The sequence below is a fragment of the Fructobacillus apis genome, assembly GCF_023893635.1.
Lineage (GTDB): Bacteria > Bacillota > Bacilli > Lactobacillales > Lactobacillaceae > Fructobacillus > Fructobacillus apis.
In genome coordinates this window covers 127450-143952 of sequence record NZ_JAMWYK010000001.1, presented here as the reverse complement: position 1 = coordinate 143952, position 16503 = coordinate 127450, and the positions used below count along the sequence as shown (strand labels likewise).

10 protein-coding genes are annotated in these 16503 nt (G+C 51.0%); 8 read left to right on the top strand and 2 right to left on the bottom strand.

Annotated features, from left to right (window positions below; all coding sequences use genetic code 11):
* Positions 1-266: 266 nt before the first annotated feature.
* Positions 267-9029, top strand: coding sequence for a DUF1542 domain-containing protein (locus NFX39_RS00655; protein WP_252442052.1), 8763 nt, complete (start codon positions 267-269; stop codon positions 9027-9029).
* A 195-nt stretch (positions 9030-9224) separates the two neighbouring features.
* Positions 9225-9767: a GNAT family N-acetyltransferase gene (locus NFX39_RS00650; protein ID WP_252442051.1), complete on the top strand. Its 543-nt coding sequence runs from the start codon at positions 9225-9227 to the stop codon at positions 9765-9767.
* 60 nt (positions 9768-9827) lie between these two features.
* Here NFX39_RS00650 and NFX39_RS00645 read toward each other — a convergent pair whose 3' ends face one another.
* Both NFX39_RS00645 and NFX39_RS00640 read right to left on the bottom strand, forming a co-directional pair.
* Positions 9828-10103, bottom strand: a complete 276-nt coding sequence (locus NFX39_RS00645; protein ID WP_252442050.1) for a hypothetical protein — start codon at positions 10101-10103, stop codon at positions 9828-9830.
* A gap of 111 nt (positions 10104-10214) precedes the next feature.
* Entirely contained in the window at positions 10215-10604 is a 390-nt protein-coding gene (locus NFX39_RS00640) for a ribonuclease HI family protein (RefSeq protein WP_252442048.1), read from the bottom strand.
* Positions 10605-10695: 91 nt separating this feature from the next.
* On the opposite strand from NFX39_RS00640, the gene NFX39_RS00635 reads away from it, so the two are divergent.
* The 6 genes from NFX39_RS00635 to NFX39_RS00610 all read left to right on the top strand — a co-directional run bounded on the left by NFX39_RS00635 (position 10696) and on the right by NFX39_RS00610 (position 16479).
* The gene (locus NFX39_RS00635; RefSeq protein WP_252442046.1) at positions 10696-11052 is read left to right on the top strand and encodes an EbsA family protein; all 357 of its coding nucleotides are present in this window, start codon (positions 10696-10698) and stop codon (positions 11050-11052) included.
* On the top strand, positions 11045-11980 hold the full coding sequence (locus NFX39_RS00630; protein ID WP_252442043.1) for an RluA family pseudouridine synthase: 936 nt from the start codon (positions 11045-11047) through the stop codon (positions 11978-11980). Before NFX39_RS00635 ends, NFX39_RS00630 begins: the two co-directional genes overlap by 8 nt.
* A 67-nt stretch (positions 11981-12047) precedes the next feature.
* The gene (gene pyrR / locus NFX39_RS00625) at positions 12048-12575 is read left to right on the top strand and encodes a bifunctional pyr operon transcriptional regulator/uracil phosphoribosyltransferase PyrR (protein WP_252442041.1); all 528 of its coding nucleotides are present in this window, start codon (positions 12048-12050) and stop codon (positions 12573-12575) included.
* Between the two features lie 42 nt (positions 12576-12617).
* Complete coding sequence (locus tag NFX39_RS00620; RefSeq protein ID WP_252442039.1) at positions 12618-13697, top strand: carbamoyl phosphate synthase small subunit; 1080 nt, start codon at positions 12618-12620, stop codon at positions 13695-13697.
* Positions 13678-16197 carry a carbamoyl phosphate synthase preATP-grasp domain-containing protein gene (locus NFX39_RS00615; RefSeq protein WP_252442037.1) on the top strand — a complete coding sequence of 840 codons (2520 nt, stop codon included), beginning with the start codon at positions 13678-13680 and terminating at the stop codon, positions 16195-16197. Before NFX39_RS00620 ends, NFX39_RS00615 begins: the two co-directional genes overlap by 20 nt.
* Positions 16198-16479, top strand: coding sequence for a DUF7671 family protein (locus NFX39_RS00610; RefSeq protein ID WP_252442036.1), 282 nt, complete (start codon positions 16198-16200; stop codon positions 16477-16479).
* Positions 16480-16503 lie beyond the last annotated feature (24 nt).

Below are 16503 nucleotides of genomic sequence, written 5' to 3'. Positions count from 1 at the left end.
ATGGCTTTGCTTAGATGAAAAAGAAGATTGCTTTGGCAATCTTCTTTTTATTTGCTAAAAAATTGGCCGGGTCGGGTCGGACTTTTGAAAGATTTGAAATAATGAAACGTACTAAATTTAGGAAAATGTATTGTTTTGTCAAAGCATTTTAATTGAAAATGTATAACATCTTTTTATAAATTAAAAATATCTTGACATTTTTAAAAGTTTGACCTTATAATTTCTGTAGAATGAGTAGTTAAAGCAGAAAAAAGAAGGATGAACATATGACAAAGAAAAATAATTTGCTGTCCATTGCTCAGTCAAAGAAGACCTGGCTGATCGCCTCGTCGGTCTTTCTTTCAACGGGTGTGGGTGAACTGACAAACCGCCACCACGTGGTGAGCGCGGACGAAGGTGCCATCAGTCAACAAAAGACCAGTGGCAGTCAACAATTTAGTCCAACGACGGAAGCAGGGGAAAAGACTGCTTCTGCTGTTTCTTCCTCCGATGCGCCGGTTAAAGATGATTCGAGTGCTCAAGCTGATAAGATCGCTTCGACGACCATTGAACAAAAGCGTGAGCAACAGAAATCGAATCATGAAAGCCAGCAATCTGAGGTAAAAGCGACAGAAGAGACAATGAAGGATAAGAAGGAAGGCGGGATGACGACACGCGACAAAGACGAACAAGCCGTGATTAAGCAACTCGGTGAAGCCTTTAAGAAGGAACAAACACTCTTCCCACAGGCCGACCTGGTGATTGATGAGGGTACCCGTGATCAATTAAAGAAGATTGCGGAGGAGATTTTGAACGAGGTGGCCGAAGGGGTTGCCGCTCAGTACGACGAAAATAATGAAAAAGCAGGACAGAATAACCCTTTGGAACCACTCTACAAAGCGACGAAGACGTCATCTTACGAAGAGTTGGTTGATAGCTTGGGTGGTTTCTTGCCAAACTTTGCCCACCCGGGTGATGCGAAATTAAACGAGACGAAGGACTACGTGAAAAAGCCTGGCGTCTTGGAATTTGGCGTTCCGGAATACCGCTTCTTCGGTATGGGCAGCAAGCAAAACGATTACTCCAACGTGTCGTCAATGCGCCTGATTACGGACAAGTCCTTTGTCCGGAAGGTGGCTGATAATCTGATTTCATACATCGGGACGCCATACCGTGGAACGACGGCCTCCTACCGTCCGGAAACAAACACGCTGGTCTACTCCGGGGGCTTCCCATTCTATGCAGTGGTACAGTCATCGAACGGATCCGTTTTGAGTCCAAGCTTCTTCTTTGCTCAATTTAACCGCATGCTTCAAACGGTTTCCAACATGTTAACGAACGGTTGGGTGCCAAACTATCTGAACAACCAGTACGACGCCGGCCAGTACGGCATCTACCTTCGGATGGAAGCACCGGAAGGAACGAACCCAAACGACTTCGTAAAGACGCTGTCCCTTGATAAGACCAAGTTTGGGGCCCAGATGGACTTCAATATTAACCTTAGTGTTGACGAGTTACTAAACCGGGTACCCGGCTTGGAAAAGGTGATTTCCGCTTCCATCGGGATTCCGATTTCCGGCTATGCCGGTTCCGCCGTTGATTACTTGTTGGCCCATGTGCTGAACCAAGTGAACGAAAAGGAAGGAACCAATTACAGCGTGCGTGGTATGGATAGCCCGTTCTACCCAATCACGCTCTATCCAAACGACATCAAGACCAACGTGAAGGAAGACCCACGGGGGATGTACTTCCTGGTGTGTGGTTCTGAATTAAAGGACTTTTCTTCCCGCTACGTCCAAGCTAAAATCCTGGTGACGAAGTTCTTTATGAACGCGTTGTCATGGGGTGGCAACATCGTCGGTGGTGCCTATGGTTACCTGAACTTCGACCTCGATCAGTTCCCGGGAAACCTTTCGTCACACGAGATGAAAAAGCTTCTTGGAAAGGGCGCTGCGCAGAGTGATGCCATGAACGGCTACGCCGACAATAGTCCGTATAAAGTGCTGACGCGCGGCCAATTGCCTCCGGCACCAAACGGACGCTTGAACATGAAGTTAAACTCCTTGGACGCCAACGCGATGCTGTCCAAGAAGAACAAGTTCTACTCCGATGGTGACTTAGGTCGCGACATCGCCATCGATAAGAATAAGATGCACGATAACGAGCTGAAGACCGAGGACGTCAAGACATGGCGGGCCTACATTTCACCGTTTGATAAGCTTGAAAAGCTGAACACGAAGACCGTTGCTTCCTCCGTCACCGAGTGGCCGGAAGTGAAGGGCGAAGACCGCGTGCTTCCGGGAGCTGACCTCGACCACCGGAAGATTACGATGGCTGTGGGCGAGCGCTTCTACAACATGCACGACCGTTTCGACCGGGTGATTGATTACTTTACGGGGGATGTCTTGCTCGACAAGAACGGCTTCCACCCAAACGACGAGGTAAAGGGCATCAAGCTCGTAAAGTCGGTTGACCCGGAAGGACAAAAGACAAGCGAAGCCGACTTTGACATCTATAACCGGCCGTTTACGGTCTACTACACTGGTCAGATGAAGCTCCGTGACGGTTCGATTATCGCGCTTCGACCAACCGCCGTGTCGGTCTTACAACCAAACGAAGACTTCGTAAACGAGCTGAACCAAAAGCGTACGGCTGCCTATGACGCGATGCAAAAGCAAATGCTTTTGGTACGAAAGACCATTACAAACTTACGACCAAAGGTGGCAGATAAGTCCTTGGTGGACTACTTGCACCGCTTGGATAATCTTCTTGTCGAAGCCAATCTGTCGCTCGAAAAGCAAAGCTCTTCGGCTGACATCGAGAAGGTCGCCCTTCAAACGATGAAGGACGCCGGAAACATTCAAGGTGAGGCTGGTTTGGAAGACGCCATCGACCAGGCCGTGCTGAAGTCGGTTCGTCAGTTGAACATTAAGAAGCTGGTTGAAGCCGCCCACGAGCAAGAAGTTCTCGTGAGGGACGCCCTTGATTTGATGGACGATGAACGCACGGACACTGAAAAAGAAATCAAAAAGATTAAGGCCGAAACCAAGAAGTTGATTGTGAAGGCAGCCAAGCATCGCTCGGCGCGTTCAGTCGATAACAATGACACGTTGGCACAAATCGAACGGGATGCCGCGCGTGGAATTGAGGCCATTGAAAACCTTTACCTTTCACGGGATAAGCGGGATAACGCGGTGACGAATCTTCGTCTCGCCTGCTGGTTGAAGAAGAATGATTTCGACAAGATTCCAAACGTCGATTTGAATTCCTTAACTGAGCAAAAGAAGGCCGTTCACACCTTGTTTGCCGACTACGCCCAACGGCTCCAGCGCTGCCGTGATAAGTCAGAATTGCAGCAAACCCTAAACGAAGGACTGTTGCTGTTGCGTAAGATTGACGACCCGAAGACCGCCGTTGACCAAGAACTGGTCACAAAGGAAGACCAGCAACAAGCCAAGCAAACGTTAAAGAAGTTGGCTGATGAGAAGAAGGCCGGCTTCGATAAGATTGAACACGTGGATGAAAAGTCCTTGCTTGAACAAAAGAGTCTCGTGGACCAGTTGATTATCCGTTCTAACGAAGCCTTTGACCAAGCGCACCTTAAAAAGGATTTGAAGGCTGCCTTAGAAAAGGCCATCACCGAATTACAAACGATTGCGGACCCGATGGTTGCCTTGGAATACCAGGTGCCAACGAACGAGGCCCGTCAGGCAGCAAAGAATCAGGTGGCCGAAGCCGCAAAGCAAAAGAAAGCAGCCATGGCAGCCATCGAGCACGTCTTAGAGAAGTCCTTGTCCCAACAGACCCAGTTGCTCAATGAAGTGGCTGAACAGGCCAATAAGGCCATCGATGACGCTAAGAACGTGGCTGAGTTGAACGAAGTGCTTGCCGATGCGTTGTCAAAGATTGATGGTATTGCAGATCCTGAAAAGGACCCAGCCTACCAAGCAGCCTCACCAAGCAGCCGTGAAAACGCGGTTGAGCGTCTGAATAAGAAGGCACAATCGAAGAAGGCTGGCTTTGACGAACTCGACGGTGCCCAAGTCGACAGTGTCATCGCCCAAAAGAAGGAAGTTGACCAGCGGTTGGCCAAGGCCTTGAAGGAAGTTGCGAAGGCTGAGACAGCCGGTGCGTTGGACAAGGCCTTCCGCGATGGTTTGCTTGCTATTGATGGCGTTTTGGACCCAGAGGTTTTGGAGGGACAAAAGGCCGTGACCGACGAGGAACGTGCTAAGGCAACGCAGAAGTTGGAGGACTTGGCGGGTCGCCGACTGACTGAATTCGAGCATGTGGTGCACGTTGACGAGAACTCGCTTGCTGATCAAAAGCGTCTCTTAAACAAGCTGTTAAACGTTTCCTTGGAGGATCTGAAGAAGGCCGAAAAGAAGGACGATTTAGCCCTTGCTTTGAGCCGTGGAAAGAAGCTCATTCAAGAAGTGGCCTTGCCTAAGCTTTCCTATGACTACCGTCCGGCAACCCAAGCCGACAAGAAGCGTGTTTACAATAAGCTGAAGGAAGCGGCGGATGCCAAGAAGCAAGACTTCGACAGTATGAAGCACCTGGACGCGTCATCGCTCTTTGACCAGAAACAACTGGTTGACTACGCTCTGCAGTTATCGAAGGAAAAGATTGATGAAGTTGAATTAAACAAGGATTTGAATCAAATTTTCCAAGATGGCTTGAAGGCCATCCAAGACGTGGCCAAGCCAGACCTTGCGCTTCGCTTCCGTGAAGCGGACGAAGCGGCAAAGGACGAAGCGATTCAGACGATTAAGCAGGCCGGAGCGGCCAAGAAGGCTAGCTTTGAGGCGATGGCACACGTGGATGAAAGTAGTCTGAACGTTCAAAAGCTGGCGGTTGATAATCAGGTAAACATCGGTAAGGAAGCTGTGGAACGAGCCGAGACAAACGGTCAGTTATCCGCTGCATTGGCCCAAGCCTTAAAGAGCATCGATCAGGTCGCAAAGCCGGTCTTGTCCGACGACTACCGGGTGGCCGACAAAGCCTATAAGGATGCTGCTAAGAAGCGCCTGGAAGACGAAAAGTTAGTTGTTTACAAGGCCTTTACACAGGTTGAACACGTTGATACTGCCTCCCTTGAAAAGCAGGACAAGATTCTCGAAACGACCCTGCAAAACGCGCTGGGATTCGTCGATAAGGCCAATACTCGTGGACAGGTCAACACGGCGTTAGCCAACGGTTTGATTGCCTTGAACAACGTTTCTGTGCCAAACATCCAGGTGGACTACTTGCCGGTCACAAATGAGAACCGGAAGGCTGCCATTGCGATGTTGCAACGGGTAGCCGACCACAAGAAGCAGGACTTTGAAAAGATTGAACACGTTGATCAGGAGAGCTTGAAGAAGCAGGAAGGCGTTCTGGAACACAACCTTCAGCTTGGGGAGGACCAGGTGAACCTGGCCCAGTTCCAAGGTGAGTTGAACGACGCCGTTGAACACGGTTTGGAACTCATCTCGATGGTGGCCAATCCAAGTCTCGAAAAGGCCTACCAGGTTGCTGAACCGGCCTCAAAGGATGACGCCAAGAAACAGTTGGATAAGGCTGCCGAAGACAAGAAGAAGTCCTTCAAGGACATCTTCGGCGTTGACCCGGATGACGAGAACAAGCAGGATAAGAAGGTTGACGACGCCTTAGACAAGGCGAAGAAGGCCGTTGATGAGGCCCAAACGAACGGGGAGGTCGACAAGGCCTTCCGCGATGGTTTGGCTGCGATTGACGATGTGCCGGATCCAAGTGTTCAAGAAGCGTTTAAGCCAAGCACGGCAGCCGAAAAGGATGCTGGAAAGAAGCGCTTAGACGAGGCAGCCTTCGAAAAGAAGAAGAACTTCCACGCGATTCCACACGTTGACCAAACGAGTGAAGCTAATCAGGACGCCTTGGTTGATGGCGCGGTCGATAAGGCCAAGAAGGCCGTTGATGCCGCCAAGACAAAGGGTGAAGTGGAAAAGGCCGTGAAGGATGGTCTGGATACTATTCAAACCATCGCAGACCCAACGCTTGAACCGGCTTACCAAGCCGCTTCTCAAGCCGATAAGAATGAAGCAATCGCAACGCTTTACCAGGCAGTTGATGATAAGAAGAAGGCCTTTGAAGGCATTGAACACGTCGATCAAAACAGCTTGTCCAAGCAAGTCGATGAATTGGCAGACATTGAAAAGTCGACAACTGATCAGATTCAAGCCGCCCAAACTAAGGGTGGGGTTGACCAAGCTTTGAAGGAAGGGTTGGCTGCAGTGAACCGAGTCTTGCCACCAGTGGTGGAACGCGATTACCGGGAAGCGACAGCGGCTGAAAAGTTGCACGCCAAGAAGGTTGTATCGGACGCAGCGGAACAAAAGAAGCAAGCGTTTGATCACGTTGCGTTCGCTGACAAGAATAGCCTGACGAAGCAAAAACATCAGGTTGACTTGATTGCACACGACGCAAAGGAGAACATTGCCAAGGCTGAGACGAAGGGACAACTTGATGGACTCGTTTCAAAGGCCCTTTCCGACATTGAAAAGGTGGCCGAACCTTCATTGGATGAAAAGCATGCGCCAGTCGAAGACAGTCAGCGTGACATGTACTTGAACCGTCTTGAAGAAGAAGCGAACCGAATTAAGAAGGACTTTGCGGCCATTCCACACGTTGACCAAAACAGCTTGGAGGAACAAGTCTCTTTGCTTGACCAAGCCCTGGTTAAGGGAAAGGATAAGATTAAGTCAGCTGCAACTGGTGGTGAGTTAACCGAAGCCTACTTGTCCGCACAAGACAGCCTTCGCAAGGTGAGTCGCCCACAACTGCAATTTGATTACTTAGCGCCAACAAAGCAAGCAATCGAAGCCATGCAGAATAAGCTGAAGGCTGTTGCCGAACAGCAAAAGCAAAGCTTCGAACGAATTGAAAACGTCGATCAAGGCTCCTTGAAGGAACAGGAAACGGAAATCGACCGTTTAACCAAGTGGTACCTCGAGGACCTGGGTCGTATGGAAACGAACCGTGCGTTGACGAAGGCCTACAACAAGGCGGTGGAAGACATTCAAAACGTTGCCTTGCCAACACTCAAGCCGACAAGAGCAACGCTCGCTGATCAATCAGCCGCAAAGCAGCACTTACGCAGTGCCGGTGAGGAAAAGAAGCATCACTTTGAGATGATTCACCATGCGGACCGCGAACAATTGCATCAGCAGTGCGAACGCGTTGATGAGCTGGTGGAAGAATATACAAACAAGATTGATAAAACAGTTTTGAAGGCTGACCTACCAAAGGTTTTGGCTGAAGGAACAATGGCCATTTCAAGCGTGCAAGACCCTGCTTTGAAGTGGGACTACCGTCTTGTTTCAGAGGCCGACCGAAACGATGCGAAGAATGAAATTACCGAGTTAGCAAACGTGATGAAGCACGACTACGCAAGCATTTACGGCGTTGATCAAAAGTCTTTGCAAACACAAATGGCAGCCATTGATACCGCTTTGGCACACGGACTGAAAAGCCTTGATTTGGCGGTTTATAACAAGGAACTCGTTCCGGCGTTGCAGAATGCTCGTCAAGAGTTGTTGGCGATTCAAAAGCCAAAACTTGAACGACGTTATCAAGCGCCGAACGCCGAAGATAAAAGCCAGATGCAAAATGAAATGCGCGCCCTTGGTGAAAGCAAGAAGGACGGGTTCAAGGCACTCCAAGGAGCCGTGGCAGCGAGTCTGAACGCCCAGTGCGAGAAGGTGGACAAGGCCGTCCAAAACGGCCTGAACAAGGTGAATGATGCGCAGTTCGTTTGGGAATTGGACAGCGCCTTTGACCAGTTGGTCAAGGATTTGGCTAACATCGCTGGACCTGAGATTGAAGAGGACATGCGTCCAGTAACCGAGGAAGCCATTGCGGCGGCACTCGCCGAACTGGCACAAACCCGTGACCAACGTCAAAAGGAGATGGAAAAGATTCCGTCCGTTGACGCTGACAGCCTTCATGAGCAGCAAGCTAAGGTCCAAAAGGTTTATGAAAACTACGTCCCAACGGTAAAGGCTACCAAGACGATGGGGGAATTGCACCACGTGACAAGTTTGGTGAAGGCCTTGTTGATGAGTATTTCTGATCCTTTGAAGGAGGCCGTTTCACAGGCTGACCGCGATGCGGCCAAGAAGAAGATTGACGATGCGGCCAAGGACTTCGAAGACAAGGTCAAGGAAATTCCAAACCCCGACCCAGCCGACCGTGATGAAATCGAAAAGGACTTGCATGACGACGTCGACGAAGCCAAGGCGGCCATTGACCGTGCGAAGACACCGAAGGAATTGGATGATGCCGTTTCAGATGGCTTGGACAAGATTAACAACTTGCCACTGCCAACCCCTGACAACCCAGCCGATGAAAACGGTGGCGCAGGTGGCGATACCTTCCGTGACGGGGATGACGCCGATAATAACGGCAATGACTCCGACGGCGAGAACAATAACGGCAATGACGCCGACGGCAAGAACAATGACGGTAAGGATTCCGACGGCAAAAACGATGCCGACGCCGGTAAGGATGGAAAGGACGCTGATGGCAAGTCCGATAAGGACGACAACGACGACCAACCTGACAAGAACGGCGGAAAGAACGGACAGCCTGGTAAGGACGGTGACGACTCCGACGGTCATAATGCTGACAAGCCAGCCGATGGCAACGAATCAAATGGTTCGTCCGATAAGGATGACGCTGCAAAGAAGCACGATGCAAACGGCCGGGATAAGAAGGGCGGAGACGCCATAAACCCTGATGCAGCAAAGCCTGCCGATAACGCCCACTCTGATTCAGATGCCTCCAAGCGTGATGCAAAGGCTGAAAAGGACGCCGAAAATGCGAAAACTGCAAGCGACCGCGATGCTTCAAAGGATAGTGATTTAAAGTTGAAGAAGTCTGCTAATGCCACGACCGTGCGTCCGGTGGCACACGCTTTGCCTGATACCGCAGAAAAGGATTCGGGTAAGCTGAAGCAAACCTTGGCATTTGTTATCGTCGGTCTTGCCTCCGCTTTTGGTTACAAGAAGACGAAGAAAAATGACGAGTAAGTTACGCCGCCACACGGCGTTGTGAGAAGGGAAAAGGGCCCGTTTGAGCGGGTCCTTTTTTCTTCGTTTTTACAGGAAAAAGATTGGATGTTTTAGAAAGGTTGTAAAAAGATAATGTTGTGCTATAATTTTCATCTGATGAAAAAACGGAAAGGAGCCGCACGCTAAAAATTACTTTGGGGTGCAACCATTTTTATGCCAGTAGTATACATGCGTCGTGCAAAAGCGCGCGATATTGATGCGATTGTCGAAATTTTACAGACGGCAAAAGGGTATTTAAAGGAACAGGGAATCGATCAGTGGCAGGCTGATTACCCCAATTCCGACACAATTCAGGAAGATTTGGACAAGCATCAAGCCTTTGTCTTGATGTCTGATGACCAGGTTGCTGGATATGCGGCGGCTTTCGAAGGGGAAGACCCTCTCTACACTGCCTTGGAAGAAGGTTCATGGTTGAAGGATGGCCACGACTACGCGTCATTGCACCGTGTTGCCATCTCTGATAAGTTCCGTGGCCAACGTTTGACGCCACGCTTCATCACAGCCTTGGTTTCCTACTTCTACGCCCAAGGAGCGCGCGATTTCCGAATCGACACGCACCCAGGCAACTTGCCAATGCAAGGCGTTATCGCAAAGAACGGATTTGAAAAGCGTGGTACGGTTCACATGCAAGAAGCCGACCACATTTCAACGGCTCGTTGGGCATACCAATTGCTCATCAACGATGACGAAAACTAATCATAATAAAAAAACGCCGCTTGAGTTTTTCTCAAGCGGCGTTTTGCTGTCATGATTGTTTTATTGTTGCTTCGCATTCCGGGTTGACCAGAGGCGGTAACTAATCCAGATGGCAACGAGCAGTTGGACGAGAAGGAGCAGATTGTTCCAGTTCCAGAGATATCCCCAGTAATTATCCTGAAAGCACATCTGAATCGTGCTGTACGTTTCCGTCCCTGTCATGTAAAAGGCAAAAAGAGCGGCAATGGTCCACACAGCTCGGTTTGTCCGGTATTCTTGCTTCCGTTCGAAGATAAGGATACCGATGAATAGTAAAAGATAAAGTGATTGCGGCATAGCCTCTCCTGTTTAATTCTTTCTAAACAACTACCAATACTATATCAAAAAAATTGGGGGGGGACAAGACACAGGGCGTTTGTTCACGCCACGCTGACATCCGAAGAAAGCTTACCCCTTCTTCAACGCCTGATTCGCCAGGTCGTGTGGTCCGCGGTTGTTGGCGTCCTTCACCCAGACGAAGAAGGTGAGGTCGGGATTTGGCAACAAGGCGAAAATGGCGTCGACAAAATCCTGGTAGTGTTTGGCGTAGCGCTTTTGCAGGGCGTCCACGAGGAGCTTGGAATCCGATTGAATCTCGAGCATTTCGTCCTTGCTTAGTTCGGCTTGTACCGTCTTCAAACCAAAGAGGAGGGCCTTGAATTCGGCCTCGTGGTTATCCGCGCATTCGTCCAGAATGGTTGAGTAGGGATGCTGCTTCTTGTTTTTGATGAAGACGATGCCCGCGCTAGCTTTTTCGTCTTTTTGACGAAAGGCGGCGTCCGTTTGGATTTGAATCATGCTATTCTCCTGTTATTTACCAGTCTAACAATAACAGAAGGGCGGAAAAATGTTAAAATAATAAAGGTGAAAATCGTTGGAGGAGACGAAAATGGCAAAAGTATCAGGATTTTATCAGCCAGCAGGTGACTGGAACAAGACAAGCTGGTTATTGTGGGCATCCTTTTTGTTTGTGAGCCCCATCTGGGCTTCCGAGCTGCTCTATGCCGTGAACCTCTATTGGGTGCTCTACACGGCCTTTATCGTACTCATTGGCTGCGGTCTCTTCTTTGGTCGCTACTTCGTGATTGAAGATGGTCAGATACTGATTCACTCCTTTTTAACAAAGAAAACGGTGTCCTTTTCCGGTGTACAAGTAAAGGGAAGACACTTACTTATCAACAACACTTACGACTTGCTCATCAGCAAGAAAAACAAAGGACTAGTAAAGGATATTCTACATGGCTGAAACCATTGAATTGACAATTAAAGAAGGCGGCAAGCGAATCGATGCGGCCTTGGCAGCATCCGGGCTCGAACAGTCACGTTCAACCTTGGCTGCTTGGATCAAGGACGGCTTGGTTGTCGTGAACGGCACGGCGGTCAAGCGTTCTTACAAGGCAAAGGAAGGCGACACGGTCACCATCCAAGTGCCGGAAACCAAGGAAGTGGAAAAGCTCGAAGCAGAAAACATTCCGCTCGACGTAGTCTACGAGGACGACGACTTGCTCGTGGTGAACAAGCCACAGGGAATGGTCGTGCATCCGGCAGCCGGACACGCAACCGGAACCTTGGTGAACGCGCTGTTGTACCACGCGCCGCTTTCAACGATTAACGGGGAGTTCCGTCCTGGAATCGTTCACCGAATCGACCGCGATACGTCGGGCTTGCTCATGGTGGCTAAAAACGACAAGGCGCACAAGGCCCTGGCCGCTGAATTGAAGGAACACAAGACAGAGCGTTACTACTACGCTTTGGTGAAGGGTGAATTCAAGGAGCAGAACGGAACGGTCGACGCACCGATTGACCGGCATCCAAAGGACCGCAAGAAGCAGGCGGTTGTGGCCGGCGGTCGCGAGGCCGTCACGCACTTTGAGGTTGTGGAACGCTACATGGGTTACACGCTGTTGAAGTTGGCGCTTGAAACGGGCCGCACGCACCAGATTCGTGTGCACATGCAGTACATCGGTCATCCGGTGGTCGGTGATCCGACTTACGGGCACCAGGCCGAAATCGCTGGAATTCGCTTGAAGGGACAGCTGCTGCACGCCAAGACATTGGTGCTGACACAGCCGACGTCGGGGGAGCGTTTGACTTTTGACTCCGACTTACCAAAGACATTCCAACGCGTTTTGGATGCAATTGACGATTTGAAATTAAAGAAAGACGACAATTAAGTCGCTTTTACTAATGGAAAAACGGCGACTTCGTCGCCTTAAAACGACAGGCTTGAAAGGAAACGACATGGCAAACAAAGTGGTATTGGACCAAGCTTCCATGCAACGTGCTTTGACACGGATTACGTACGAAATTTTGGAACACAACAAGGGCGGCCAGAACTTGATTTTGGTTGGGGTTAAGACCCGTGGGGAATACTTGGCCCACCGCATCGCGGACCGTTTGGAACAATTGGAAGGCGAAAAGATTCCAGTGATGGCCATCGACATCACGGATTACCGTGACGACCGTCTGGACCAGAACACGCAACTTGGCTTGAACGAAGAAGAACGCTTGAACATCGTGGACCAAAACATCGTCTTGGTTGACGACGTGCTCTTTACTGGTCGTACAACCCGTGCGGCCTTGGACGCTCTGATTCAGATTGGTCGTCCGAAGACCATCACGTTGGCCGTCTTGATTGACCGTGGCCACCGTGAACTCCCAATTCGCGCGGACTTCGTTGGAAAGAACATCCCAACGGCCCAAAACGAAAAGATTCAAGTGATGGTGGATGAAATCGACGGCGAAGACGGCGTTGAAATTGTTCACTAAGCAGTAAAAGGCTGTTTGAAGCACTTGTTAACGAGGTAATCGATGGAACGGCACCTGATTTTAGAAGACGGGACGGTCTTTTCCGGCCAAGGGTTTGGGGCACCAGCCACGACCTTTGGTGAAATCATTTTTGATACCGCCAGCTCCGGCTATCAAGAAACCATAACAAACCCCATTTACGACGGGCAGATGATTGTTTTTGCCATGCCCGTTGTGGGCGCGGATGGCATTCACGCGGAAGCATACGAATCCATCAACCCAAAGATTCGGGGGATGATTGTCCACGACCTGGCCGAGGTTTCGACCAACCGCCAGCGCCGGATGAACCTAGACCGCTTCTTACAACAACATAATATTCCGGGATTGGCTCAGGTGGACACAAGAAAGCTGATTCGCCACCTACGTGAAACGGGCTCCCAGAAGGCCACGATTGTTGACGTGGTGGACGACCACGCAAGAGATCAGCTGGCCGCCACGGTCTTGACCAACAAGCAGGTGCAAAACACCGCCACGCCAAAGGCCTACGCTAACCCTGGTCGTGGTTTTCACATCATCGTCATTGATTTCGGGTTGAAACACGGGATTCTCCGCGTACTGGGGGACTACGATGCCAATGTCACCGTTCTGCCCTACACAACGTCGGTGGATGAAGTGCTGACCTTGGATCCGGACGGAATCATTTTGTCGACCGGTCCGGGGAACCCAGAAGACTTGCCGGAGTCGGTTTTGACTTTGATACGCGTCTTACAGACCAAGGTACCCATGCTCGGCATCGGACTGGGGCACGAACTCTTTGCCTTGGCCAACAACTCGGCTCTGGCAACGTTACCAGCCGAATACCACGGCATGAACCATCCCATTCAAGAAATTATCTCAAAAGAAATTATATACGCCCGACAGGGTAGAGGGTATGTCGTTGATCCCGACGAACTCGACTCGAAGAAGTTGTTCGTGACACACCGGGATTTGATTGACCACTCCATTCAAGGACTGCGTCACCGCGAATACCCCGCCTTTTCCGTCCAGTTCTTCCCCGACGGGGCACCAGGACCGGAAGAAGCAAAACGTGTTTTCTTGGACTTTTTCGAAACGGTAGTCGACTATGTACAAAAGAACAACTGAAGAACAAGTTAAACGAGTGCTCTTTTTTGGGGCTGGCGAAACCGATTTTGGAATGCAGGGTGAAAACGACGCTGCCATCTACCAGGCGCTGCCCATCCTAAAGAAGCAGGGCTACGAGCTCTTCGTCGTCGAAGACAACCCGTACTCGCTCTCCCTTGAATCCGCCTTTGCCAAGACCATCGTGGCGACCTTGACGGTTCAAAACATCAAGGCCATCATCAAGGAAAATAACATTGACGCCGTGGTCCCAGCATTCGCTGGTGTCCGCGGGATTCGCCTTTGGCAACAGGTGCTCTTTGAGTGGCGCGAGGAAGACGGCAAAAAGCCACAAAGCCTCGGGCTACCTGAGCAGACGGTTGCCTTGATGGCAGAGCCAACGGCTTTATACGACCGCTTGGTCGAAGCCGGTCTCTACATGCCGGAAGCCACGATTGTGAAGAGCCAGGACGAAGCGAACCAGCTCCTTCGTGACTTGGAGTTGCCCCTGCTCGTCCGAGCCCACAACCCCGCCCAGGGAACGACGCGACGCATCGTGAAACGCTTAGACGACTTCGAACAGGTGGTGGGCCGTGTCTTGGACCAGTCCTTGACCAAGGAAGCCGTTATTTCGAAGGCCATCAACGGGCTGAAAGAAGTGTCGCTTCTGGTGCTCCGCGACTCAGCGGGAAACTGCCTGCAGGTCGGGGCGTCAGAAGATATGGATCCAATCGGAATCCACACCTCTGACTCACTCTCCGTGGCACCGGTCTTGACGATTTCAGACCAAATCTTGCAGAAGATGCGGACCCAGGCCTTCTTGGTTGCCAACATCTTGAAGGTGCAAGGACCCGTTCACGTGCAGCTTGCCTTAGATGAAAAGACGGGTGACCTCTACGTGATTAAGGTGTCGCCTTACCTGAACCAGTTAACCAACCGAATGGCCTTGCTCACGGGTTACCCCGTGATGCTCGTGGCCGCTCAGTTGGCCATGGGCAGGACCATTGATCAGGTACGCTTACCTGATTCCTACCACGAAAAGACCGCCATGCTGGAACCCGTGATGGACCACATCGCCGTTAAGCTGCCGGTCTTCTCCTTTGGAGACCTGGAAGCGGCCAACGTTAAAGTGGATCGGAAGCTTTCTTCCATCCAGAAGTCCGTCGGATCCGCCTTAGGATTCGGTCGCACCTTCCTGGAAGCCATGGAAAAGGCCATCCGTGCCGCCCACTTTAACAACCGTTCCTTCTCACCTAAGCACATGAAAAGCATCACCGACGACGAGCTCATCCAGCAGTTGATTCACCCACAGGATAATCGGGTGCTCTTGCTGATTGAGGCACTTCGCCGTGGTTACGAAGTCGATGAACTGGCCGAACTCACGAAGATTGATGAATTCTACTTCTACCAGTTGGGCCACCTTCTAGACATTGAGCAAAAGATTTTGAACGCACGGCCAACGCCTTCCGTGTTGGCTGAAGCGAAGAAGTCTGGTCTGTCCGACGGCCTCTTGGCCCGCTTCTGGCAGACCGACTTCCAGGCTATCCGAAACCTGGCCAAGGAAGCGGACATCATTCCGACTTACAAGGCCCTGGAACCTTCTGCGGGTGAGTTCCCAGAAAACGCCCACCAGTTCTTTGCGACCTTTGAGGAAGAAAACGAATCGGTTCCGGTTTCAAGCGAATCGATGCTCTTGATTGGTTCCGGAGCCTTCCGGATGGGGGATGGATCAGCGGCCGGTTACATGGTGACCGTTGCCTTGTCCGAGCTCCGCGCTTTGGGTTACAAGACCATCATCATGAATAACAACGCGGCCGACGCGACCCTGTTGCCACACTTGTCTGACAAGCAGTACTTGGAGCCGTTGGAAGTCTCCGATGTCATGGCCGTTGTTGACCAGGAACATCCGAAGGCCATTCTGGTACCTGGTAACCGTCGTAAGCTGATTGCGGCCTTGCAGGAGCTCGGCCAAAACGTCATCGTCTTGCCGAAGGATAAGCACCAACCAACGGGACCTGAAAAGGGCCAGTCGGAATTTGCGCTGAACTTCTTCTACGATGGAAAGGACGCGTACCCACTCGTTGTGACGGAACACCAGGACGGTGAAATCCGCTTAATTGACGAGGACGTGTCCGACGTCAACTTGGACGCCATTGAACTCAGTTCTCCTGGGATGTTCCAGTTAATCTGGCGGACGGAAAGCGACGGCTGGGCGAAGCGCGTCGACCTGCCAGACTTCGCGGTCGACACGTGGTTGCGACCAATGCCATACGGTCAGATTGCCTTCTTGTCGAAGGTGCTCGGTTTGTCACTGGTGCGCCTCGTCATTCGTTCATGGCGTGGTGGTTTGAAGCCGGAAGACCTGGAGGCCTTGGTGGCCCACATGCCACAGCTGAAGGACGGTGAATACGCCATGGTCTCCGACCGCACGGACTTCGACTTGCACTTGAAGCCGGAGGGGGAGATTGATTCGACCCGCTTTGAGATGGGGGCCAAGATCGTCCGCCTTCAAAAGGAGGACTAAATGGCAAAGGATAAGTACGACACGGCCATTTTAAACGGTCTGCCGGTCCGCGAGGATGCCTCGGGGAAGGCGGTCGTGGAAGAGGGCGCCAAGGTTCATCCCTGGCGAATCGGGAAACATACCAAGGGAAAGCTTGGAAAGCCCGGCCAGATTTTCTTGACGGAGCAAAACCAGAAGGTGGTGCTCGTTTCGGTTGAAAAGTTAGCGTTTAAAGACCGGCATGATTACACACCGATGGGGCGTTTCACGAAGGAAACGATGGACCTAAACGATAAGATTTAATTGATGAAAACGACTCGATAATCG